The sequence below is a fragment of the Streptomyces longisporoflavus genome (genome assembly GCF_014649775.1).
GTDB lineage: Bacteria > Actinomycetota > Actinomycetes > Streptomycetales > Streptomycetaceae > Streptomyces > Streptomyces longisporoflavus.
In genome coordinates this window covers 159,067-182,434 of sequence record NZ_BMTR01000009.1, presented here as the reverse complement: position 1 = coordinate 182,434, position 23,368 = coordinate 159,067, and the positions used below count along the sequence as shown (strand labels likewise).

General features: G+C 70.4%; 16 protein-coding genes and 1 pseudogene. 4 read left to right on the top strand and 13 right to left on the bottom strand.

Annotation, left to right across the window (positions count from 1 at the left end; genetic code table 11):
- Positions 1-24: 24 nt before the first annotated feature.
- The 11 genes and pseudogenes from IE226_RS19940 to IE226_RS19890 form a co-directional block, all read right to left on the bottom strand.
- The gene (locus tag IE226_RS19940) at positions 25-1,773 is read right to left on the bottom strand and encodes a S8 family peptidase (RefSeq protein WP_190082644.1); all 1,749 of its coding nucleotides are present in this window, start codon (positions 1,771-1,773) and stop codon (positions 25-27) included.
- Between the two features lie 306 nt (positions 1,774-2,079).
- Positions 2,080-3,135 carry a PAC2 family protein gene (locus IE226_RS19935; protein ID WP_190082643.1) on the bottom strand — a complete coding sequence of 352 codons (1,056 nt, stop codon included), beginning with the start codon at positions 3,133-3,135 and terminating at the stop codon, positions 2,080-2,082.
- Positions 3,136-3,274: 139 nt separating this feature from the next.
- Positions 3,275-3,946 (bottom strand): FadR/GntR family transcriptional regulator, encoded by a 672-nt coding sequence (locus tag IE226_RS19930; protein WP_190082642.1) that lies wholly within the window; start codon positions 3,944-3,946, stop codon positions 3,275-3,277.
- A 204-nt stretch (positions 3,947-4,150) separates the two neighbouring features.
- Positions 4,151-4,909, bottom strand: coding sequence for an FAD-binding oxidoreductase (locus IE226_RS19925; RefSeq protein WP_190082799.1), 759 nt, complete (start codon positions 4,907-4,909; stop codon positions 4,151-4,153).
- A 13-nt stretch (positions 4,910-4,922) separates the two neighbouring features.
- On the bottom strand, positions 4,923-5,534 hold the full coding sequence (locus IE226_RS19920; protein ID WP_190082800.1) for a sulfite oxidase-like oxidoreductase: 612 nt from the start codon (positions 5,532-5,534) through the stop codon (positions 4,923-4,925).
- Positions 5,535-5,605: 71 nt separating this feature from the next.
- A pseudogene (locus IE226_RS19915) lies at positions 5,606-6,999 on the bottom strand (amidohydrolase).
- A 126-nt stretch (positions 7,000-7,125) separates the two neighbouring features.
- A complete protein-coding gene (locus IE226_RS19910; protein WP_190082641.1) occupies positions 7,126-7,908 on the bottom strand; it encodes a nucleoside phosphorylase in 783 nt (260 codons plus the stop codon).
- Positions 7,909-8,283: 375 nt separating this feature from the next.
- Positions 8,284-9,891, bottom strand: coding sequence for a glycerol-3-phosphate dehydrogenase/oxidase (locus IE226_RS19905; RefSeq protein ID WP_190082640.1), 1,608 nt, complete (start codon positions 9,889-9,891; stop codon positions 8,284-8,286).
- A 6-nt stretch (positions 9,892-9,897) separates the two neighbouring features.
- Positions 9,898-11,445 (bottom strand): glycerol kinase GlpK, encoded by a 1,548-nt coding sequence (gene glpK, locus IE226_RS19900; protein ID WP_190082639.1) that lies wholly within the window; start codon positions 11,443-11,445, stop codon positions 9,898-9,900.
- 65 nt (positions 11,446-11,510) lie between these two features.
- Entirely contained in the window at positions 11,511-12,302 is a 792-nt protein-coding gene (locus IE226_RS19895) for an MIP/aquaporin family protein (RefSeq protein ID WP_190082638.1), read from the bottom strand.
- 385 nt (positions 12,303-12,687) lie between these two features.
- Positions 12,688-13,452 (bottom strand): IclR family transcriptional regulator, encoded by a 765-nt coding sequence (locus tag IE226_RS19890; RefSeq protein WP_190082637.1) that lies wholly within the window; start codon positions 13,450-13,452, stop codon positions 12,688-12,690.
- A gap of 295 nt (positions 13,453-13,747) precedes the next feature.
- Here IE226_RS19890 and metH point away from each other — a divergent pair, with 295 nt between their 5' ends.
- From metH to IE226_RS19870, 4 genes are all read left to right on the top strand, one after another.
- On the top strand, positions 13,748-17,275 hold the full coding sequence (gene metH / locus IE226_RS19885; RefSeq protein WP_190082636.1) for a methionine synthase: 3,528 nt from the start codon (positions 13,748-13,750) through the stop codon (positions 17,273-17,275).
- Between the two features lie 99 nt (positions 17,276-17,374).
- Positions 17,375-18,076: an HAD family hydrolase gene (locus tag IE226_RS19880; protein WP_190082635.1), complete on the top strand. Its 702-nt coding sequence runs from the start codon at positions 17,375-17,377 to the stop codon at positions 18,074-18,076.
- A gap of 321 nt (positions 18,077-18,397) precedes the next feature.
- A complete protein-coding gene (locus IE226_RS19875; protein WP_190082634.1) occupies positions 18,398-20,005 on the top strand; it encodes an ABC transporter substrate-binding protein in 1,608 nt (535 codons plus the stop codon).
- A gap of 71 nt (positions 20,006-20,076) precedes the next feature.
- Positions 20,077-21,663: an ABC transporter substrate-binding protein gene (locus IE226_RS19870; protein WP_190082633.1), complete on the top strand. Its 1,587-nt coding sequence runs from the start codon at positions 20,077-20,079 to the stop codon at positions 21,661-21,663.
- A gap of 95 nt (positions 21,664-21,758) precedes the next feature.
- Here the strand turns inward: IE226_RS19870 and IE226_RS19865 are convergent, their stop codons facing one another.
- Together IE226_RS19865 and IE226_RS19860 are read right to left on the bottom strand one after the other, a co-directional pair.
- Positions 21,759-22,430 carry a response regulator gene (locus tag IE226_RS19865; protein WP_135332738.1) on the bottom strand — a complete coding sequence of 224 codons (672 nt, stop codon included), beginning with the start codon at positions 22,428-22,430 and terminating at the stop codon, positions 21,759-21,761.
- A gap of 14 nt (positions 22,431-22,444) precedes the next feature.
- The gene (locus tag IE226_RS19860; protein WP_190082632.1) at positions 22,445-23,326 is read right to left on the bottom strand and encodes a RecB family exonuclease; all 882 of its coding nucleotides are present in this window, start codon (positions 23,324-23,326) and stop codon (positions 22,445-22,447) included.
- Positions 23,327-23,368: the final 42 nt, after the last annotated feature.

Below are 23,368 nucleotides of genomic sequence, written 5' to 3'. Positions count from 1 at the left end.
GGCGTCACGCGTCACGCGGGTGCCTCAGCCCGTGACGACCAGGCCGACGACCTCGTCGTCCGAGAACCAGACGCGTACGTCGGGGTGCCCGCCCGCGAAGGCGGCGTGCACCGCCTGACGGATGTCGGCGGACGGGTTGTTCAGGTTGCGCCACTCGCCGGCGACGAAGAGCCGCAGGCGGGGCGGGAGTTCGCGGGGATAGGGGATCAGCTCGTCCCAGTAGCGCTCGGCCTGCCCGGAGCCCACCGCCGAGGGCAGCAGGTTCGTGACCGCCGACCTGATGTCGGGGCGGTTGCCGATCCGCTGGGAGGCGGGCCGGCCCGGCGCGTCCTGCTGCGGTGAGCCCGTCGAGCGCAACATCGCGCGCGCCCGGTCCGGCGACATCAGCTGCTGGCCCGCGGCCTTCAGCATGCCCTGCAGACAGGCAAGGGCGCCGACGACGACCGGCGAGGCGGACGAGGTGCCGGAGAACGTGTCCGTGTACCAGGCGATCTCCTCGGCGCCGCCCTGCAGATCGCCCGGCTGGTTCCAGGAGCCGCCGGTCGTGGTGGTCTCGCGACCCCAGCCCTGGGCGTCCACGCGGGCGCCGTAGTTGGAGAACGCCAGGCGCGAGCGGTCGGGGCCGTGGTCGCGGCCGTGCGTGCCGGGCGGCGGTGCGCCCGCGCCGACCAGGACGGCGCGCGAGGGCCGGTTGGAGGGGTTGAAGGGGTTGCGCCAGTACCCGGGGAACTCGTCGGGCCTGCGCTCGTACACCGCGTCGTCCAGGGAGTCCGCGCCGTTGCCCGCCGCTTCGACGACGATGACGCCCTTCGCGGTGGCGTGGCGGATCGCCGCGTAGTCGTCCGGCCACCACTCGAGCGCGATGTAGCCCCGCTGGTCGTCGCGCGGCTCGAAGTCGAAGCGCGGTCCCGGCCGGTGCAGTTCGATCAGCACGATGTCACCGGGGCCGAGCCGCTCCGCCGCCGCGTGGATCGTGGCCGCGGTGCCGAGGGGCTGGAAGGAGGCCGCCGCGGTCGTGGCCTCGGGCGCGATGCCGCTGATGCCCATGTGGTTGCGGTCGCCGCCGATCACGCCGATCACCGCGGTGCCGTGATTGCGCCAGGCCAGGTCCTGGATGGGGGCGCCGATGACCACGCCGGAGAGCTTGCCGGTCAGGTCCTCGTGACCCAGCTGCCAGGCGCCCTCGATGTCGATCACCGTGATGCCCTCGCCGGAGCCGCCGAGCCGCTGCCACGCCCAGTGCGCGTCCACGCCCTCGGGCGCCGGGCGCAGATAGCCCTGGCGGCCGGTGAAGTCGGGGGTGACGGGGGCGCCTTCCTTGCGGTTTCCGCCCTCGCGGATGTCGGGCGAGTCGATCGTCGCCGGCACGGCGCCCGGTTTGACGTACGCCGTGTCGATCCCCGGCAGCGCCGCCATCCGCGAGCGCAGCTCCGGGGCCCTGCTCTCGCCGCCCCGCACCCGGTAGAAGAGCGCCAGGTCCGGCAGGTCGGCGCCGTCGTCCGTGCCGGCGCGGTCACGGGCCGCGGAGTGCAGGCGTTCCTCGTTGCCGAACAGCGGCTCCAGGGTGAGCTGTTCGTCGCCGAGGAACATGTTCAGGGCCGATACGTCGGAGCCCGCCGCCGAGCGGACGCCCTCGCTCCCGGCACGCAGCCGGGCCTCGGGCCGCGCGACGACGATCAGCTCCTGCTCGGACGCACGGTAGGTGAATCCCGCCCCGTCGGGGCCGGGGCCGCTTTCTCCCGGTCCCCCTGCGGGCGTTACCTGGTCGGTCATCGCTTCACCGCTCCCTTCGGTCCTGGGGATGCCGTGCTGTGCGCTGTGGCCGCGCACTCCGGGGCACACCCTGCTACCGCCGGGCGGGCTCGTCCACCCCCTTTGCCCCAACTACGTTTGAAATCAAGGCTTTGAGGGAACCCCGTGCAATTCGTCCGGAAGGAGATGTCACGCCTGATACCGGCCATACGCCACCGGGCACAGAGCAGTGACGGGGTAAAGCAGTAACGGGGCGGAGCAGTAACGGGGCAAAGCTGTGGGGCGGCATCCCTCCGGATGCCGCCCCACACGATGCCGTCGCTCTCGTCAGTCCTCGCGGTCCTCGGAGGAATCAGACGGTCCGGATTCGCCGCTGCTTTCCTCGTCCAGCTCCGGCCCCGGATGCGGTTCCGGCTCCTGCCGCTGCTCCTGCACCGGCTCTTCCGGACCCGGGCCCGGCTCGGTGCGGGGCTGCCGCTTCGGCGGCCGTGTGCGCTCGCCGCCGTCCGTGGCGTGTCCGCCCGCCTGCGGCGGACCGCCGCCGCCGTCGCGCCGCCGCAGATAGCGCTCGAACTCGCGGGCGATCGCCTCGCCGCTCGCCTCGGGCAGCTCGGCCGTGTCCCGCGCCTCCTCGAGCGACTGGACGTACTCGGCGACCTCGCTGTCCTCGGCCGCCAGCTGGTCCACGCCCACCTGCCAGGCGCGGGCGTCCTCGGCGAGGTCGCCCAGCGGGATCCGTAGCCCGATGAGGTCTTCGAGGCGGTTCAGAAGCGCGAGGGTGGCCTTCGGGTTCGGCGGCTGCGACACGTAGTGCGGGACGGCCGCCCACAGGCTCACCGCCGGGACGCCCGCGTGCGTGCACGCCTCCTGGAGGATGCCGACGATGCCCGTCGGGCCTTCGTACTTGGTCTCCTCCAGGTCCATGGTGCGCGCCAGGTCCGGGTCGGAGGTGACGCCGCTGACCGGCACGGGGCGGGTGTGCGGGGTGTCGCCGAGCAGCGCGCCCATGATCACCACGAGCTCCACGCCGAGCTCGTGGGCGAAGCCCAGGATCTCGTTGCAGAACGACCGCCAGCGCATCGACGGCTCGATCCCGCGGACCAGCACGAGGTCGCGCGGTTTGTCGCCGCCCACGCGGACCACCGAGAGCCGGGTCGTCGGCCAGGTGATCTTGCGGACGCCGCCTTCCAGGAAGACCGTGGGGCGGTTGACCTGGAAGTCGTAGTAGTCCTCGGCGTCCAGTGCCGCGAAGACCTCGCCCTTCCACTCCTTGTCGAGATGCGCGACCGCGGTGGAGGCGGCGTCGCCGGCGTCGTTCCAGCCCTCGAACGCGGCCACCATGACCGGGTCGACCAGCTCGGGAACTCCCTCGAGCTCGATCACCCAGGCCTCCTTCCGATGTCCTTTACGTACGCCCCAACCTTACGGCGTCCGGCGGGGCCCTCCGCAGCCCCCTCGCGGGGGCTCCGGTGACCGGATCACTGCCCCGCGGGAGGCCGGCGCACTCCCTCGGCGCCCTGCTTCACAGCGTGGAACGCAGCCACTGCTCCACGCTCGCGATGTGCACCGTCGCCCACGACCTGGCCGCCTCGGCGTCGCGGTCGCGCAGTGCGGCGAGGATCGCGCGGTGCTCGTGCAGGGTCCTGCTGACCGCGTCCTCCTGGGTGAGGCCGCGCCAGATGCGGGCCCTGGTGGTGGGCCCGGAGAGGCCGTCCAGGAGGGAGCAGAGCACGGAGTTGCCCGACGACTGGACGATGCCGCGGTGGAACTCCAGGTCACAGGCGACCAGTTCCTCCACCGACGGCGCCGCCCCGAGGGCGTCCAACTGGGCGCTCAGCACGTCGAGTTCGGCCTCGGTGATGCGGGCGCTGGCCATGGCCGTGGCGGCCGGCTCCAGGATGCGGCGCACCGCGAGGAACTCGAGGACCGTGTCGTCGCGGTGGAAGTCGACGACGAAGCTCAGCGCCTCCAGAAGCAGCTGCGGGTCCAGGCTCGTGACGTACGTGCCGTCGCCCTGGCGTACGTCGAGGATGCGGATCAGCGAGAGGGCGCGTACCGCCTCGCGCAGCGAGTTGCGGGAAAGGCCGAGGTCGGCGGCGAGTTCGCTCTCTTTGGGCAGTCGGTCGCCGGGGCGCAGCGCACCGGAGACGATCATGCCCTTGATCTTTTCGATGGCCTCGTCGGTGACAGCCATGGGGACCTCGCCTCGCAAGCCAGAAGACATCCGATGTATCGGACGAGTATGGCTTGTTCCCGCGCTGTCGTGCACGAGGTCCCGCGAATACCTACTTCTCCCGGGGCCAAGATCTCCGTACACCGGCTCGGCCGAGCTCGTCCTCAAGCGCCGGACGGGCTGAAATCCAAGCGCCGGACGGGCTGAAGCGCCGTAACCGCACCGCTACCCGAACCGCTCGATGCGGATGCGGTCGACCGGCTGGCCGCCGGTCACCAGTAGTCGCGACGCGTGCTCGGCGAAGCCGTTCGAGCCGCAGATGTATGCCTCCCAGCCCCCCGGCGGCTGCCCGGCGCCGAGCAGTGGCGCCAGGTGCTCTGCGCTCAGCCTGCCCTCCGTCCGCGTAAGGACGACCGTGGTCTCGTCGCCGTACTCGTCCGGATAGATCAGGTCCTCCTGCGTACGCGCCGAGACCAGGAGCCGCAGCGGCACCGGACGCGCCGCTTCCCGCCAGTGCCGCAGCATCGACATCAGCGGAACCACACCGGAGCCCGCCCCGAGGAGCAGCGCGGGACGGTCGCCCGGCCAGGCGAAGAAACCGGACAGCGGCCCCCGCACCTCCACCACGTCACCGACGCGCGCGACCGTGTGCAGATGCCCGGACACCTCGCCGCCCGGCACGTGGTCCAAAGTCAGCTCGATCTCGCCGCCGCCCGGGCCCGCGTCCCGGGGAGGAGAGGCGATCGAGTAGTGGCGCTGGGCCACGTACCCGTCCTGTGCCGTCAGCCGCAGCATCAGATGCTGGCCCGGCAGATGCCCGTGCCAGTGCGGCACCTTGAGACGGAAGCTCGACACCGTGCCCGCCGCGTTCTCGCGCCGGACGTCCACCACCACCGCCCGCTGCCACTGGGCCGCGGCGCGCTCGCTCACCTCGATCCGCCCCGGCACGGCGAACCGCGTCGGGGGGACGAAAGTGCCGGTCAAGTCGGTCACGGAGTCAGTCACCGGCGTAACGCTCCTCGCGCCAGGGGTTTCCCCGGTGGTGGTAGCCGTTCTGCTCCCAGAAGCCGGGCTCGTCGTGGTCCAGGAGCCGCAGGCCCGCCACCCACTTCGCGCTCTTCCAGAAGTAGAGGTGCGGGACGATCAGGCGTGCCGGGCCGCCGTGCTCGGGAGGCAGCGGGCCGTCCCCGTACTCCCAGGCGATCCACGCCTTGCCGCCCGTCACGTCGGAGAGAGGCAGGCTCGTGGTGTACCCGGTGTGCGAGTACGCGACGACGTGCGTGGCCTCCGTGCGCGGGCCCGCTGCCTCCAGGAACGCGTCCAGGCTCACCCCGCCGAAGCGCACCCCGAACTTGGACCAGCTGGTCACGCAGTGGATGTCCCCGCGGTACTCCGACGCGGGCAGCGCGTGCGCCTCGTCCCATGTCCAGGTGCGGGGGGACGTGACGAGGCCGTCCACGCGGAACGTCCACTCCGCCGCCGTCAGCTGAGGGGTCACCTCGGCGGACAGGACGGGCCAGCCGTCCGCCGCGTCGTACTGCCCGGGAGGCAGTCGCGGGTCGCGGTCGGCGGCGCGGGCGCGGCCGGTGAAGCCGCGGGTGGGTTCGATGGTCATACGGTGCTCGTTGTCATGCGGTGCTCGTTGTGCTGCGGTGCTCGTTGTCGTGCGGTGCTCGATGGTCATACGGTGCTTGCCGCTTCGGAGGTGCTTGTCCTGCTCGCGGGGACGGGTGCCGCGCAGGCCGCCGCGTCCCGCAGGGCTCGCAGCGCCCGCCGCTCGTCCAGTGTCTCCAGCGTACGGCCCCGCATCAGGACACGACCGTCGACCACCGTGTCCCTGACGTCGGAGGACGCTGCCGCGTACGCCAGCATCGACCACGGGTCGTGCCGCGGGGCGAGATGCGGACGGCTGAGGTCGAGGACGATCAGGTCGGCTCGCTTGCCCCGCTCCAGGGAGCCCAGCTGGTCGGCCAGGCCGAGGGCCCGCGCGGACTCGACGGTCGCCATCCGCACGGCCTGCTCGGCGCCGACCGCGGTCGGGTCGCCGCCCGCCTTGTGCACGAGCGCGGCGAGCCGCACCGCGCCGAGGAGGTCCAGCGTGTTGGAGCTCACCGCGCCGTCCGTGCCGAGGCCCACCGTGACGCCCGCCTCGAACAGGTCGGGGACGCGCGCTATGCCGCAGCCCAGCTTCAGGTTCGACACCGGGCAGTGCGCGATCGCCGTACCGGTGCGGGCGATGGCCGCTATCTCCCCGTCCGTCAGGTCGACCGCGTGGGCGAGCAGCGTGTCCGGGCCGAGAATGCCGAGCGAGTCGAGCAGCTCCACGGGGCGCATGCCGTGCTGCTCGGTGACCATCTCCACCTCGCCCGCGTTCTCGGCGGCGTGCAGGTGCAGCAGGGCGCCGTGCTCGCGGGCGAGCGCGCTGATCGCCGTCAGCTGCTCGGGCCCCAGGGTGTACGCCGAGTGCGCGAAGATCACCGGGCGGGTGCCCGGCGCGGGGGTGCGGGCGGCCAGGTCCGCCGCCGCCCAGCCGAGCCGGTCGGCGTAGGCGCGGCCGTCCGGCGGTCCCGGTACGTCCATGAAGGTGGGCCCTGTCAACAGCCGCCATCCCGCGTCGCGTGCCACCGCCTCGGCCGCCTCGTGGAACCAGTACATGTCGAGGGCGGTGGTGACCCCGCCCCGTACGGACTCCGCGATCGCGCCCCGGATGCCCGCCTCCACCGTCTCCGGCGAGAGGCCCGCGGCCTCGGCCGGGATCACCCGCGCCAGGAAGCCCTGGAGCGTGACGTCGTCGGCGATGCCGCGGAACAGCGTCATCGCGAGGTGGGTGTGCGTGTTGATCAGACCCGGCAGGACGAGACAGCCGCGGGCGTCGAGTTCGTCGGCGGCGTCGTAGGCGGCCCGCAGCCGCTCGGCCGGCCCACCTCGACGATCCGGCCGTCGCGGACGGCGACGGCACCGTCGGGCACGATCGTGCCCGACGCGTCGACGGTGAGGATGTCGCCGCCGTGCACCAGGAGATCCACGGAGCTTGAGCTGCCCCGGTCCCGGGCCGGCAGGTCAGTGGGGTGCATCGGTTCAGATCTCCGTGAGGTGGTTCGAGTACGGCTCCGGTGCACTGCCGCGGCTCGGTGCCGTGTCGCGGGTCAGTGCTCCGTCGCGGGCCGGTGTGCCGCCGCGGGTCAGTGTTCCGTGGTGGGTCAGTGTTCCGTGGCGGCCAGCAGGCGCAGGGCGTCCAAGGTTATCCGGGCGCCCCGGCGGACTCCCTCGGCCACCACATCGCGGTGCGGGTCGTAGCCGCCCGTCGAGAGCGGGGCTTCCTCGTCGACGAGTTCATCGGCGTTGGCACCGTCGACGACCAGCGCGCCGCCCGCCGTGAGGCCGTGCGTGGACGCGAAGACGTAGAGCGCGGCGACCTCCATCTCGATGGCCGCGATTCCGGCCGCCGCGTACGCCTCGCCGGGCAGCGGCAGAAAACCGGGCTGGAACGCGGCCCGCGTCCACACCACGCCGCGGTGGCAAGGGGCGTCGGCCGCGCGGGCCGCCCGCTGGAGCGCGATGACCGCCTCGGGGGCGGCGAACGCCGGGTACTCGGCGGGGATCAGCTGGTGGGTCACGCCGTCGTCGCGTACCGCCGCGTCCGCGATGACCAGGTCGCCGTCGCGGATGCCGGGGCGGATCGCGCCCGCCGTGCCGAGCCGCAGCATGGTGGTGACGCCGGCCGCGGCGAGCTCCTGGAAGAGGAGCATCGCGCCGGGCGCGCCGACGCCGTGCGAGGCGACGACGACGGGGGTGCCCTGCCAGGTGCCGGTATAGGTGCGGTACTCGCGCTGGTACGACACCTCCTTCGCGTCGTCGAGGAGGTCGGCGACGGCGGTGGCGCGCGCCGGGTCGCCGACGACGACCGCACGGGTGGGCAGGCCGGTGCGGGGGACGCGGGTGATGGGCAGCGCGTCGGTGAGCGTACGGGCGTCCGTCGTCATGAGGGGGTTCTGCTCCTACCGGGGGCGGCTCGCGGCGCCTGCGGGCGCGTCAGAAAGAGGGGCGACCAGGCCACCACGTACGGGCCAGGATCGTAACGCGCGGCCCGCCGGCGCCTGCGCGCGGCGTCCGCGAGCGGGGGACGGCGACCCACCGGCGCGCCCCCGGTGAGCCGCTGCCGCCGTTTCGGTCCGGGCCGTCCGGTGGCCACCTGGGCCGGGGTACGCCGAGGGGTGTCCCCGAGCGGGGGCGGGGCAGCCCCGCGGCGGGCCACCGGCGCGGCCTCCCCGGCGAGCCGCTGCACCGTCTCGGTCCGGGCCGCCCCTGGCACGCCGAAGGGCGGCCCCGAACGGAGCCGCCCCTGCGTCAAGCCATTCCTACTTGCCGTCGAGCACGTCCTGGACCCTGGCGCGGACGTCGTCCGTGGCAAGGCCGCGGATCGTCAGCGTCGTACGGCGGCGCAGGACGTCGTCCGCCGTCTCGGCCCACTCGTGGTCACGGGCGTAGACGACCTGGGCCCAGATCTCCGGGGCGTCCGGCGAGACGCGCTCGGCGAGCTCCGGGTTCTCGTTCGCCAGGCGGGCGATGTCGAAGGAGAGCGAGCCGTAGTGCGTCGCCAGGTGCTTGGCGGTGTCGGCCGCCATGCGCGGGCCGGGGGCCGGGCCGTCGACCAGGAGACGGTGCGCGACCGCGCGCGGGTTGGCGATACCGGGCAGCGGAAGCCGCTTCTGCAGCTCGGAAATCGGCTCGTAGTCGTCCCCGAGCGGGTGGCCCGGCAGCGACTCCAGCTTCTTCATGACCGTACGGCCGATGTGGCGGAAGGTCGTCCACTTGCCGCCCGCGACGGAGAGCATGCCGCGCGCGCCCTCGGTGACGACGGTCTCGCGCTTGGCCTTCGACGTGTCGCCGGGACCGCCGGGCAGCACGCGCAGACCCGCGAAGGAGTACGTGATCAGATCACGGGACAGCTGCTGGTCGCGGATGGAGAACGCGGCCTCGTCCAGGATCTGCGCGGTGTCGGCCTCGGTGACGCTCACGTCGGCCGGGTCGCCCTCGAACTCCTCGTCCGTCGTGCCGAGAAGGAGCATGTCCTCCCACGGCAGGGCGAAGGTGATGCGGTACTTGTCGATCGGCGTGGCAAGCGCGGCCTTCCAGGGGGCGGTGCGCTTGAGGACCAGGTGCGCGCCCTTGGAGAGGCGGATGGAGGGCGCCGCGTCGGGGTTCTCCATCTTGCGCAGGTGGTCGACCCACGGCCCGGTCGCGTTGAGCACGAGACGGGCGTTGACGCCGAACTCGTCACCGCTCATGCGGTCCTTGAGCTCCGCGCCCGTGACCCGGCCGCTGGTGAAGCGAAGGCCGGTGACCTCGGCGTGGTTGAGGACGACGGCGCCGGCCTCGACGGCCGCGCGGACCGTCATCAGGGCCATGCGGGAGTCGTTCATCTGGTCGTCGCCGTAGACGGCGACGGCCTTGAGGTTGTCCGTGCGCAGCTCCGGGACGTCCTGCGCGGCCTTCGAGGGGCTGAGCAGGTGGCCGACGCCGTCGCCGAAGGCGGACAGCGCGCTGTAGGCGAACACGCCCGCGCCCAGCTTCGCGGCGCCGTGCGGGCCGCCCTTGTAGACGGGCAGGTAGAAGGTGAGCGGGTTCGCCAGGTGGGGGGCCACCTGACGGGAGACCGCGCGACGCTCGAAGTGGTTCTCCGCGACCAGCTTCACCGCGCCGGTCTGCAGGTAGCGCAGACCGCCGTGGAGCAGCTTGGAGGAGGCGGAGGAGGTGGCGCCGGCGAAGTCACCGGCGTCCACCAGGGCCACCCGCAGTCCCGACTGCGCGGCATGCCAGGCGGTGGAGATGCCCAGGATCCCGCCGCCGATCACCAGGAGGTCGTACGTCGCCTTGGAAAGCTGCTCCCGGGTCTCGGCGCGGCTCGGGTTGGAACCGGCAGCCGGATGCGTCCCGAGGGCAGGGACGCTCTGCAGGGTGGTCATGTTGATTTACTCCTCGCCACTTTCGTCGAGCCAGCCCATGGAACGCTCTACGGCCTTGAGCCAGCTCTTGTACTCACGGGCGCGGGTGTCCGCGTCCATGCGGGGGGTCCATTCCGCGGCCCGGCGCCAGTTGGCGCGCAGCTCGTCGGTGCCGGACCAGAAGCCGACGGCGAGACCGGCGGCGTAGGCGGCGCCGAGGCAGGTCGTCTCGGCCACCATCGGGCGCACCACCGGCGCGTCGAGGAAGTTCGAGAGCGTCTGCATCAGCAGGTTGTTGGAGGTCATGCCGCCGTCGACCTTGAGGGCCGTGAGCTCGACGCCGGAGTCCTTCGTCATGGCGTCGGTGATCTCACGGGTCTGCCAGGCCGTGGCCTCCAGGACGGCGCGCGCGATGTGCGCCTTGGTGACGTACCGGGTGAGGCCGGCGATCACACCGCGGGCGTCGGAGCGCCAGTACGGGGCGAAGAGGCCGGAGAAGGCCGGTACGAAGTACGCGCCGCCGTTGTCCTCGACCGAGGACGCGAGCGTCTCGATCTCGGCGGCGGAGTTGATCAGACCCATCTGGTCCCGCATCCACTGCACGAGCGAACCGGTGACGGCGATGGAACCCTCGAGGGCGTAGACCGGCTTCTGGTCGCCGATCTGGTAGCCGACGGTGGTCAGCAGGCCCGAGTAGGAGTTGATGGCCGACTCACCGGTGTTCATCAGCATGAAGGTGCCGGTGCCGTACGTGGACTTGGCCTCGCCCTTGGCGAAACAGGTCTGGCCGAAGAGGGCCGCCTGCTGGTCGCCGAGCGCGGAGGCGACGGGGATGCCGGGCAGGAGGTCGCCGAGCTTGCCGCCGGTGACCTCGCCGTAGACCTCGGCGGAGGAGCGGATCTCGGGGAGCATCGCCATCGGCACGCCGATGGACTCGGCGATCTTCTCGTCCCACTGCATCTTGTGCAGGTTCATCAGCATGGTGCGCGAGGCGTTGGTGACGTCGGTGACGTGCTTGCCGCCGTTGACACCGCCGGTCAGGTTCCAGATGACCCAGGAGTCCATGGTGCCGAAGAGGATGTCGCCCGCCTCGGCGCGCTCGCGAAGGCCCTCGACGTTGTCGAGCAGCCAGCGGGCCTTGGGACCGGCGAAGTAGCTGGCCAGCGGCAGGCCCGTCTCGCGGCGGAAACGGTCCTGGCCGACGTTGCGGCCGAGCTCCTTGCACAGGGCGTCGGTGCGGGTGTCCTGCCAGACGATGGCGTTGTGCACCGGCTCGCCGGTGTTCTTGTCCCAGAGCAGCGTGGTCTCACGCTGGTTGGTGATGCCGATCGCCTTGATGTCCTCGTGGGTGATGCCCGCCTTCGAGATGGCGCTCGCCACGACTTCCTGGACGTTGGTCCAGATCTCGGTGGCGTCGTGCTCGACCCAGCCCGGCTTCGGGAAGATCTGCTCGTGCTCCTTCTGGTCGACCGAAACGATTCGGCCGTCCTTGTCGAAGACGATGCAGCGGCTGGAAGTGGTCCCCTGGTCGATGGCCGCGATGAAGGGGCCTGCGGTGTGTGCGTCGGTGGTCACGGTGTGCTCCTGGTCTTCTTGGCTCGGCGGTCTGTCTCAGACGGTCATCGGCGGCGTTCGCGGTCCTACTTGAACGCGAGGTTGTAGAGGCCGCCGGCGATGGCGCCGCCGATCAGCGGACCGGCGACCGGCACCCACGCGTAGGCCCAGTCGGAGCTGCCCTTGTTCGGCAGGGGAAGCACCGAGTGCACGATGCGCGGGCCCAGGTCACGGACCGGGTTGATGGCGTAGCCCGTGGGGCCGCCGAGCGAGAGACCGATGCTCACCACGACGAGGGCGGTGATCAGCGCGCCGAGCGTGCCGAGGCCGTTGCCGTCGTCGTTCAGGCCCTGGGTGAGGATCGCGAGGACGAGGACGACCGTCGCGATGATCTCGGTGAGCACGTTCTGCGCGTAGTTGCGGATCTCGGGTCCCGTGGAGAACACGCCGAGCACGGGGCCGGCCTTCGGCGCGGCCTTCTGGTCCACCAGGCCCTCCTCCATCGGCTGCGCCGCGAGGATCTCCGGGTCGGTGAGGTGCGCCTTGAACTGGCCCAGGTAGGTGAGCCAGACCAGGACGGCGCCGATCATCGCGCCGAGCAGCTGGGAGGCGAGGTAGAGCGGGACATCGCTCCACTTCGTGCCGCCCTCGATGGCGAGGCCGATGGTGACCGCCGGGTTGAGGTGGGCGCCCGAGACGCCGCCTGCCAGGTAGGCGCCGGTCAGCACCGCGAAGCCCCACCCGAAGGTGACCGCGAGCCAGCCGGCGTCCTTGGCCTTGGAGGCCTTGAGCGTGACGGCGGCGCAGACACCACCGCCGAGCAGGATGAGAATGGCGGTACCGATGGTCTCGCCGATGAAGATGTCGGAGCTGGACACCCGCGACTCCTTTGTCCTTCGTCCAGGGGAAGGCGAACCCCGGGTCCCTCCGGTGGTCCGCGACCTCAGGTGAGGTCGTTGCCGGCCCTTGGCCTTGTCACACTCTAGCGCGTAATGCCGGTAGGTGTTCGACAATGCCGACCGATGGACGCGAGTCTCGCCCCGTGGTTACTTGCCCGTCAAGAGTTCTGTTATTGAAAACACGATCGTTATTGATCGTTTCGGGCTATCGGTGGAGGCAGCGGTCGCCGCCGGGCGAAATGTGGTGCATTGATCGTCGCGCAGAAGAATGCCCCCTGCATGTCGAGCAGGGGGCGCGTGCGGCTGCGGGCGGGCGGCGTCGGCCGGAGGCGGACGGGCGGCGTCGGCTTGGGGGCGGACGGGCCTAGAAACGCCCGGCGCCCAGGTCCCGCGACACGGCGCGGGCGCAGTCCCGTACGGCCGCGATCAGATCGGGGCGCAGCTCGCCGTCCCTGCGGACCCGCTCCACGGCGCCGGTGATGCCGACGGCGCCGACCGGCATGCGGCGCCGGTCGTGGATGGGCGCGGCGACGGAGGCGATGCCCTCCCACGTCTCCTCGACGTCGGCGGCGTACCCCCGCGCGCGGGTGAGATCCAGGATGCCCTCGAAGGCCTCGGGATCCACCAGGGTGCGCGTGGTGAAGGCCTGCCAGTCGGCCTCCGCGGCCTCGCTGTGCGCCACCGGGTCGTAGGCGGCGAGCACCTTGCCGAGCGCCGTGGAGTGCAGCGGCTGCATCGCCCCCACCTCCAGGACCTGGCGGCTGTCGTCGGGCCGGAAGACGTGGTGCACGATCAGAACGCCCTGCTGGTGCAGAACGCCGAGATAGACGCTCTCGCCGCTGGAGCGGGCCAGGTCGTCGGTCCACACCAGGGCGCGGGCCCGCAGCTCGTGCACGTCGAGGTAGCTGTTGCCCAGGCGCAGCAGCTCGGCGCCGAGCTGATAGCGGCCCGACGCGGAGTCCTGCTCGACGAAGCCCTCCGCCTGCAGCGTGCGCAGAATGCCGTGGGCCGTGCCCTTGGCGAGGCCAAGAGCGGACGCGATCTCCGAGAGGCCGAGCCGTCGCTCACCGCCCGCGAGCAGCCGCAGCATCGCGGCAGCCCGCTCGAGCGACTGGATGTTGCGTGCCATCGCAGCCCCTTCCTCCGTCCCTCTGACTCCAACGCTGATCCAACGCTGACTCCAACGTTCGACAATGCTGAACACTATCGGTCGTTGTCGACCTCCCGCGACAGAGCGGGCAGCGGTGTTTCTCGCCGTTTTCCGTCCTGCACCGAATCACACCCCTCAAGAGGGGGCGGACGGGGGCGGGGCGTCCGCCCCGTGAACACTCGCGCGCTGTCGACCTTCGTCCCGCTACCCTGACCGAGTGCGCCTTCCTCCGAAGCGCAAAGCCGACAGCCGTCGCACCTCTGGGAGCTCATTCATGGCCTCGTTGCCTACCCCCTCGTCCGGTTCCTCGAACAGCTCGAACGGAACCCGAGCCGATGCCCTCCGCGAAGCCCTCGCCACCCGCGTGGTGGTGGCCGACGGCGCGATGGGCACGATGCTCCAGGCCCAGGACCCCACTCTCGAGGACTTCCAGAACCTCGAGGGCTGTAACGAGATCCTGAACGTGACACGCCCGGACATCGTCCGCTCGGTCCACGCGGAGTACTTCGCGGTCGGCGTCGACTGCGTCGAGACGAACACCTTCGGCACGAACTTCGCCGCCCTGAGCGAGTACGACATCCCCGAGCGGAACTACGAGCTCTCCGAGGCCGGCGCCCGCATCGCCCGCGAGGTCGCCGACGAGTTCACCGCGTCGACCGGGCAGCAGCGCTGGGTCCTCGGCTCCATGGGCCCCGGCACCAAGCTGCCGACCCTGGGCCACGCCCCGTACACCGTGCTTCGCGACGCCTACCAGACCAACGCCGAGGGCATGATCGCGGGCGGCGCCGACGCCCTCCTGGTGGAGACCACCCAGGACCTGCTGCAGACCAAGTCCGCGATCCTCGGCGCCCGCCGCGCCCTGGACGCCACCGGCGCGAACCTCCCGCTGATCTGTTCGGTCACCGTCGAGACCACCGGCACGATGCTGCTCGGCTCGGAGATCGGCGCCGCGCTCACCGCCCTGGAGCCGCTCGGCATCGACATGATCGGCCTGAACTGCGCCACGGGCCCGGCCGAGATGAGCGAGCACCTGCGCTATCTCGCCCGCCACTCGCGCGTGCCGATCTCCTGCATGCCCAACGCGGGCCTGCCGGTCCTGGGCAAGAACGGCGCCCACTACCCGCTGACCGAGGCGGAGCTTGCCGACGCCCAGGAGACCTTCGTACGCGAATACGGCCTCTCCCTGGTCGGCGGCTGCTGCGGCACGACCCCCGAGCACCTGCGCCAGGTCGTCGAGCGCGTGCGCGGCATGGAGACGGTCCGCCGCGAGCCGCGCCCCGAGCCGGGCGCCGCCTCGCTCTACCAGACCGTGCCCTTCCGCCAGGACACCTCCTACCTGGCCATCGGCGAGCGCACGAACGCCAACGGCTCGAAGAAGTTCCGCGAGGCCATGCTGGAGGGCCGCTGGGACGACTGTGTGGAGATGGCCCGCGACCAGATCCGCGAGGGCGCGCACATGCTCGACCTGTGCGTCGACTACGTCGGCCGCGACGGCGTCCAGGACATGGCGGAGCTCGCCGGGCGCTTCGCCACCGCCTCCACCCTGCCCATCGTCCTGGACTCCACCGAACTGCCGGTCATCCAGGCCGGGTTGGAGAAGCTGGGCGGCCGTGCCGTCATCAACTCCGTCAACTACGAGGACGGCGACGGCCCCGAGTCCCGCTTCGCGAAGGTCACCGCACTCGCCAGGGAGCACGGCGCCGCGCTGATCGCGCTGACCATCGACGAGGAGGGCCAGGCCCGCACCGCCGAGCACAAGGTCGCCATCGCCGAGCGGCTCATCGACGACCTGACCGGCAACTGGGGCATCCACGAGTCGGACATCCTCATCGACTGCCTGACCTTCACCATCTGCACCGGCCAGGAGGAGTCCCGCGGCGACGGCATCGCCACCATCGAGGCGATCCGCGAGCTCAAGCGCCGCCACCCGGACGTGCAGACCACCCTGGGCCTGTCGAACATCTCCTTCGGTCTCAACCCGGCCGCCCGCGTCGTCCTGAACTCCGTCTTCCTCGACGAGTGCGTCAAGGCGGGCCTGGACTCGGCGATCGTGCACGCCTCCAAGATCCTGCCGATCGCGCGCCTGGACGAGGAGCAGGTCAAGGTCGCCCACGACCTGATCTACGACCGCCGCGAAGAGGGCTACGACCCCCTGCAAAAGCTCATGGAGCTCTTCGAGGGCGTCAACATGAAGTCCATGAAGGCGGGCAAGGCCGAGGAGCTCATGGCCCTGCCGCTGGACGAGCGCCTCAAGCGGCGCATCATCGACGGCGAGAAGAACGGCCTGGACGCCGACCTCGACGAGGCCCTGCTGACCCGCCCGGCGCTCGACATCGTCAACGACACCCTCCTTGAGGGCATGAAGGTCGTCGGCGAGCTGTTCGGATCCGGCCAGATGCAGCTGCCCTTCGTGCTGCAGTCCGCCGAGGTCATGAAGACCGCCGTCGCCCACCTCGAACCGCACATGGAGAAGTCGGACTCCGAGGGCAAGGGCACCATCGTCCTGGCCACCGTCCGCGGCGACGTCCACGACATCGGCAAGAACCTCGTCGACATCATCCTGTCCAACAACGGCTACAACGTCGTCAACCTCGGCATCAAGCAGCCGGTCGCCGCGATCCTGGACGCCGCCGCCGAGCACCGCGCCGACGTGATCGGCATGTCCGGCCTCCTGGTGAAGTCGACCGTGATCATGAAGGAGAACCTGGAGGAGCTCAACCAGCGCAAGATGGCCGCCGACTTCCCGGTGATCCTCGGCGGCGCCGCGCTCACCCGCGCGTACGTCGAGCAGGACCTCCACGAGATCTACGAGGGCGAGGTCCGCTACGCCCGCGACGCCTTCGAGGGGCTGCGCCTGATGGACGCCCTCATCGCGGTCAAGCGCGGCGTCCCCGGCGCCACGCTGCCCGAGCTCAAGCAGCGCCGCGTGGCCAAGCGGGACACCCCGGCCCTGGAGGTCACCGAGGACGAGGGCCCCGCGCGCTCGGACGTCTCCACCGACAACCCCGTCCCCACCCCGCCGTTCTGGGGCACCCGCGTCGTCAAGGGCATCCAGCTCAAGGAGTACGCCTCCTGGCTGGACGAGGGCGCCCTGTTCAAGGGCCAGTGGGGCCTCAAACAGGCCCGGACGGGTGACGGGCCCTCGTACGAGGAGCTGGTGGAGAGCGAGGGGCGGCCCCGGCTGCGCGGCTGGCTGGACGAGCTGCACACCAAGAACATGCTGGAGGCGGCCGTCGTGCACGGCTACTTCCCCTGCGTCTCCAAGGGCGACGACCTGATCATCCTGGACGACCAGGGCAACGAGCGCACCCGCTTCTCCTTCCCGCGCCAGCGCCGCGGCCGGCGCCTGTGCCTCGCGGACTACTTCCGCCCGCAGGAGTCCGGCGAGACCGACGTGGTCGGCCTGCAGGTCGTCACCGTCGGCTCGAAGATCGGCGAGGCCACGGCCGAGCTTTTCGCCGCCGACTCCTACCGCGACTACCTCGAACTGCACGGCCTGTCCGTGCAGTTGGCCGAGGCGCTCGCCGAGTACTGGCACGCGCGGGTGCGCGCCGAGCTCGGCTTCGGCGGCGAGGACCCCGCCGACGTCGAGGACATGTTCGCCCTGAAGTACCGCGGCGCGCGCTTCTCGCTCGGCTACGGCGCCTGCCCCGACCTGGAGGACCGCGCGAAGATCGCCGAGCTCCTTGAGCCGGAGCGGATCGGCGTGCAGCTCTCCGAGGAGTTCCAGCTGCACCCGGAGCAGTCCACGGACGCGATCGTCATCCACCACCCCGAGGCGAAATACTTCAACGCGCGCTGAGCGGGCAAGTCGTACACTTGTCGGTCCAGTGCAGGCCGGTTGCCAACCCTGTCAAAAGGGCGCAACCGGCCTTTCCGTCCCTCATGGAGGTGTGCCCGGATGACCAGTACGGTTCCCGCGCTCGATACCCGAACGGCCGAAGGCAGCGACCTGCAGGCGGTCCTCCTCGACATGGACGGAACCCTCGTGGACACCGAGGGATTCTGGTGGGACGCGGAGGTCGCGGTGTTCGCCGCACTGGGCCACAGACTCGACGAGGCCTGGCGTGATGTGGTCGTCGGCGGCCCCATGACGCGCAGCGCCGCCTTCCTCATCGAGTCCACCGGCGCCGACATCACGGTCCCCGAGCTGACCGTGCTGCTCAACGACGGCTTCGAGGAGCGCATCGGGCGCGCCCTGCCGCTGATGCCGGGGGCCGCGAGGCTCCTTGCCGAGCTCGCCGCGCACGAGGTGCCCATGGCCCTGGTCTCCGCCTCGCACCGGCGCATCATCGACCGCGTGCTCGACTCGATCGGCTCCCACCACTTCGCGCTGACCATCGCGGGCGACGAGGTGACCAGGACCAAGCCGCACCCCGACCCCTACCTCCTCGCGGCGGCCGGAGTGGGCGCGGAACCGGCCAGATGTGCCGTCATCGAGGACACCGCGACCGGTGTCGCGGCGGCCGAGGCGGCGGGCTGCCGTGTCGTCGCGGTGCCGTCCGTCGCGCCCATCGCCCCGGCGGCGGGCAGAACCATCGTGCCGACCCTCGAACACGTCGACCTGCCTTTCCTGCAAGGCCTGATGGCCGGAAAGCGCTGAACGGTTGAAGATGTGACCTTTCCCACTCCAAGGGGGGTCGACAGTCGATCGGGGCTGTGCGGGAGTGGCGATTTGCGCGAGTTGTTCGGTGGCGTTGTGTCCTGATTAAGGGGAACCTCACGAAACCTTCCCGTGTCGGGGTATCGGTGCGTCCGCGCCCGGTTTCGCTGTGTGATGGGGGGTCAACTCCGGTGCTTACCGGCCCGCCTGGCGGCGCGGACTAATGTCTTCGCGAGAACATCGCCACACCCCACGGACCGAACTGACCCCACCCCTCGTTGTCGGTCCGGACGGGACCAACAGCTCTGGAGAACGTCGAGCATGAACCGTAAGACTTTGGTGCTGCCGGCCGTCGTAGGTCTGCTCGCTTCGGCGCTCGCGGCCTGCGGAGGGGCGGGCGACGACGGGGGAGACGACGCGATCACCGTCGGCACCACGGACCGGTTCGCCACCTCACCCGAGATACCGGCGCCCTTCGATCCGGCCTACGCCTATGACGCGGGTTCCTGGAACGTCGTGCGCCAGACGGTCCAGACGCTGATGGCCGCCCCGCGCGGCGGCGGCGAGCCGGAGCCCGACGCCGCCGAGAAGTGCGGCTTCACCGACACCGGCAACGAGCGCTACGAGTGCACGCTGCGCAAGGACCTGAAGTTCGCCGACGGTGAGCCGCTGACCGCGGCCGATGTGAAGTTCTCCATCGAGCGGGTGCGGGACATGAAGATCAAGGACCCCAGCGGCTCCGCCGGCATGGTGTCCAACGTCGACGCGATCGAGACCGAGGGCGACCGCAGCGTCGTCTTCCACCTCAAGAGCCCCGACGCGACCTTCCCGTACAAGCTGGCCACGCCCATCGCGGGCATCGTCAGCTCGGACCACTACGCGAAGAACAAGCTGCGCGACGGTTTCGACCTGGACGGCTCGGGCCCGTACACCGCCAAGCAAGAGGTCGAGGGCAACAAGCTCGTCAAGACAACGTTCTCCAAGAACCCCAACTACAAGGGTGTTCTCAAGCCCAAGAACGACAAAGTCGAGATGCGCACCTACGAGTCCGCCGACGCCATGGGCAAGGCCCTGGAGAGCGGCGACCTCGACATGATGACGCGCACCATGTCGCCCGAGCAGATCAAGACGCTCAAGGAAGACACGAGCGACAACATCGAGCTGGTCGAGACGCCCGGCCTCGAGATCCGCTACCTCGGCTTCAACACGGACGCCACCACCGTCAAGTCCAAGGCGGTCCGCCAGGCCATCGCGCAGCTCGTCGACCGCGGCGCCCTCGCGGCCGGCGTCTACGGCGACGCGGCCGAGCCGCTCTACTCCCTGGTGCCGGCCACGATCACGGGCCACACCAACTCGTTCTTCAACCAGTACAACGACCCGAGCGAGACCAAGGCCCGCACACTGCTGCAGAAGGCCGACATCAGCACGCCGGTCAAGCTCACCCTGCACTACACGACGGACCACTACGGCCCGGGCACCAAGAAGGAGTTCCAGCTCCTGCAGAAGCAGCTCAACGCGAGCGGCCTGTTCGACGTGTCGATCAAGGGCACGGACTGGAACACCTTCCGCCCCGCCGAGCAGAAGGGCGCGTACGACGTCTACGGCATGGGCTGGTTCCCCGACTTCCCCGACGCCGACAACTTCCTCACGCCGTTCCTCGACAAGGACAACATCCTCGGCTCGCCGTACGTGAACAGCACGATCAACGACGAGCTGCTGCCGCACTCGCGTCGTGAGGCGGACCGGCTCACCGCCTCCAAGAGCATCAAGAAGGTCCAGGACATCGTCGCCGAGGACGTGCCGGTGCTTCCCCTCTGGCAGGGCAAGCAGTACCTCGCGGCCCGGGACGACATCACGGGTGTCGAGTGGGCGCTCAACTCCTCCTCGAACCTCCAGCTGTGGGAGCTCGGCCGCGGTGTGAGCGGCTGACCTCCGCGCACACCGTTGTACGCCCCGCCGGGCTTCGCTCCACCGATACACATCAACGACAAGGCACGTTCGTGAATTTGCGTAACCAGTGGCTGGCCCTCCCCCTTACGGGAGGGCTGGCCGCCGCCCTGCTCACCGGCTGCGGCACGGAAACGGGTGGCGCGGGGGAGAACGAGGACGCGGTGGTGATGGGGATGTCGGACGACGTCCTGGCCACCGACCCGGCATCCGGCTATGACCCGGGGTCATGGCTCCTGTTCAACAACGTCTTCCAGTCCCTGATGAGCTTCCCCAACGGGGCCACGGAGCCGCAGCCCGAGGCCGCCAAGGAGTGCGGCTTCACCGGCTCGAAGACCAGAGTCTTCGAGTGCACGCTGCGCGACGGCCTGAAGTTCAGCAACGGCAACGCACTGACCTCGAAGGACGTCAAGTACTCCTTCGACCGCATGATGAAGATCAATGACGACGCCGGACCGGCGCTCATGTTCCCGATGCTCGACCGCGTCGAGACACCGAGCGCCAAGAAGGTCGTCTTCAAGCTCAAGTACGCCGACGCCACCTTCCCCAGCAAGATCGCGTCCGGTGCGGGATCCATCGTCGACCACGCGTCGTACGACATGGACGGGCTGCGCGAGGACGGCCAGGCCACGGGCTCGGGGCCGTACAAGCTCGACTCGTTCGACGACGGTCAGGCGGTCTTCTCGGTCAACCCCGACTACAAGGGCACCGCCAAGGTGAAGAACAAGGGCGTCACCCTCAAGTTCTTCCACGACGACCAGAAGGGCCTGAAGAAGGCGCTCCTGAACGACGAGATCGACATCGCGTACCGAGGTCTCGCCGCCCACGACATCGCGGAGATCGAGCAGGACACCTCCGACGCCAGCCAGGGCATCGACGTCGTCGAGGGAACGAGCGCCGAGGTCCAGCACCTGGTCTTCAACATGAAGGACCCCGTCGCGGGCAAGCTGGGCGTCCGCAAGGCCATGGCCTACCTCCTCGACCGTGACGCCCTGGTCCAGGACGTCTACCGGGACACGGCCACGCCGCTGTACTCGATCGTCCCGGCCGGCATCGGCGGCCACAACACCGCCTTCTTCGACACCTACGGCGCCCGCCCGCAGCGCTCCAAGGCCGCCGCCGCCCTGCGCGCGGAGGGCCTGACCGGCAAGGTCAAGCTCACGCTCTGGTCCACGCCCTCGCGCTACGGCCCGGCGACCGACCAGGAGATGAAGGCGATCGCCAAGCAGCTCAACGCGAGCGGCCTCTTCGACGCCGAGGTCAAGTCGGTCGCGTTCGGCCAGTACGAGCGGGACATCAAGTCCGGGAAGTACGGCGTGTACGTCAAGGGCTGGGTGCCGGACTACCCGGACCCGGACAACTTCACGCAGCCCTTCTTCGGCAAGGGCAACGTCCTGGACAACAACTACCGCAACAGCGAGATCACCGGGAAGATCATCCCCGGCACCGCCGCCGAGACGGACCGCACCAGGACCGACGGGGACTACTCGAAGCTCCAGGACATCGTCGCCGACGAGCTGCCGATCCTGCCGGTCTGGCAGGCCAAGCAGTACGCGGTCATCAGCGACGACGTGTACGGCGTGGAGTCGTGCCTCGACGCGTCGACGGTGTTCCGCTTCTGGGAGCTCAGCAAGGCCTGACCGACATGCATGAAGGCGGCCACCCCTCCCGGAGGGGTGGCCGCCTTCATCTGTCCTGCCGCACCGGTACTACCCGGTGTCCTGCTGTACCGGTACTACTGGGCGCCGGGGCGCACCAGACCGCTCTCGTACGCGTACACCGCGGCCTGCACGCGGTCGCGCAGCCCCAGCTTCGTGAGCACATGGCCCACATGTGTCTTGACGGTCGTCTCGCTCACGAACAGGTCCGCCGCGATCTCCGCGTTCGACAGGCCGCGCGCCACCAGCTTGAGGACCTCGACCTCCCGCTCGGTGAGCGTGTGCAGGGTGTCCGGCACCGGCTCGTCGCCCGAGGGGAGATGCCCGGCGTACTTGTCGAGGAGCCTGCGGGTGATGCTCGGCGCGAGCATCGCCTCGCCGGACGCGACCACGCGGATCGCCTGCACCAGTTCATTCGCCGGGGCGTCCTTGAGCAGGAAGCCGCTGGCCCCCGCGCGCAGCGCCTCCACCACGTACTCGTCGAGGTCGAAAGTGGTCAGGACGAGGACCTTCGCCGGTCCGTCCCGGCCGGGCCCGGTGATCTGCCGGGTCGCCTCGACACCGTCCATCCTCGGCATACGGATGTCCATCAGGACCACGTCCGGCTGCAGTGCCCGCACCTGGTCGAGAGCCTGCAGGCCGTCCCCGGCCTCCCCGACGACCGCGACGTCCTGCTCGGCCTCCAGGATCATCCGGAACCCGGTGCGCAGCAGTGGCTGGTCATCGACCAGTAGGACACGGATCGCCACGTAACTCTCCTTCGCTAGCCCGGGGCCATTCTGCCCTGCGTGCCCTCCTCGGACTCGGGCACCCTCACCGCAAGGGGGTACGGCGGGGGAGTCCCGCCGAATTCCGGACATACGGCCTGGTGGTCGCACCAGCCGCAGAGCTTCGTCGGCCGCGGCCGCCAGTCACCCGTCTCGGTGGCGAGCGTGATCGCCTCCCACAGCGCGTGCAGCTTCCGCTCGACCTGCTCCAGGTCCTCGATCCTCGGGTCGTACGTGATGACGTCGCCGCTGCCCAGATAGACGAGCTGGAGACGGCGCGGGACGACACCCTTCAGACGCCACACCACCAGGGCGTAGAACTTCATCTGGAAGAGCGCGCCCTCGGAATACTCGGGGCGCGGGGCCTTGCCCGTCTTGTAGTCGACGATCCGCACCTCGCCGGTGGGCGCCACGTCCACGCGGTCGATGATGCCGCGCAGCTTCAGGCCCGACTCCAGCTCCGCCTGCACGAACAGCTCACGCTCGGCGGGCTCGAGGCGGGTGGGGTCCTCCAGGGTGAACCACCGCTCGACCAGCTTCTCCGCGTCCGCGAGCCAGCGCGCGAGCCGCTCCCCTTGCTCGTCGCCCGCGAACAGCTCCGTCAGCTCCGGTCTGGCCTCGCGCAGCCGGTCCCACTGGCCAGGGATCAGCGACTTGGCGCTCGTCGCCGTCCGCTCGCCCGCGGGCGCGTCGAAGAGCCGCTCAAGGACGGCGTGCACCAGCGTGCCGCGGGTCGCCGCCTCGCTCGGCTTCTCGGGCAGCTTGTCGATCACCCGGAACCGGTAGAGCAGCGGACACTGCATGAAGTCACTGGCGCGCGAGGGCGAAAGAGACGCCGGACGCGCGGCCGTCACGGCACCGTCGGTGCTTGTTTCCATGAGGTAAGACCCTACGACCCGCCACTGACAACGGCCGCATAC

Excerpts from the sequence above, each read along its gene's own strand:
- IE226_RS19890 (WP_190082637.1), bottom strand. The coding sequence starts at position 13,452 with ATGGCACGCAACATCCAGTCGCTCGAGCGGGCTGCCGCGATGCTGCGG.
- IE226_RS19940 (WP_190082644.1), bottom strand. The coding sequence starts at position 1,773 with ATGACCGACCAGGTAACGCCCGCAGGGGGACCGGGAGAAAGCGGCCCC.
- metH (WP_190082636.1), top strand. The coding sequence starts at position 13,748 with ATGGCCTCGTTGCCTACCCCCTCGTCCGGTTCCTCGAACAGCTCGAAC.
- IE226_RS19860 (WP_190082632.1), bottom strand. The coding sequence starts at position 23,326 with ATGGAAACAAGCACCGACGGTGCCGTGACGGCCGCGCGTCCGGCGTCT.
- IE226_RS19880 (WP_190082635.1), top strand. The coding sequence starts at position 17,375 with ATGACCAGTACGGTTCCCGCGCTCGATACCCGAACGGCCGAAGGCAGC.
- IE226_RS19910 (WP_190082641.1), bottom strand. The coding sequence starts at position 7,908 with ATGACGACGGACGCCCGTACGCTCACCGACGCGCTGCCCATCACCCGC.
- IE226_RS19930 (WP_190082642.1), bottom strand. The coding sequence starts at position 3,946 with ATGGCTGTCACCGACGAGGCCATCGAAAAGATCAAGGGCATGATCGTC.
- IE226_RS19905 (WP_190082640.1), bottom strand. The coding sequence starts at position 9,891 with ATGACCACCCTGCAGAGCGTCCCTGCCCTCGGGACGCATCCGGCTGCC.
- IE226_RS19875 (WP_190082634.1), top strand. The coding sequence starts at position 18,398 with ATGAACCGTAAGACTTTGGTGCTGCCGGCCGTCGTAGGTCTGCTCGCT.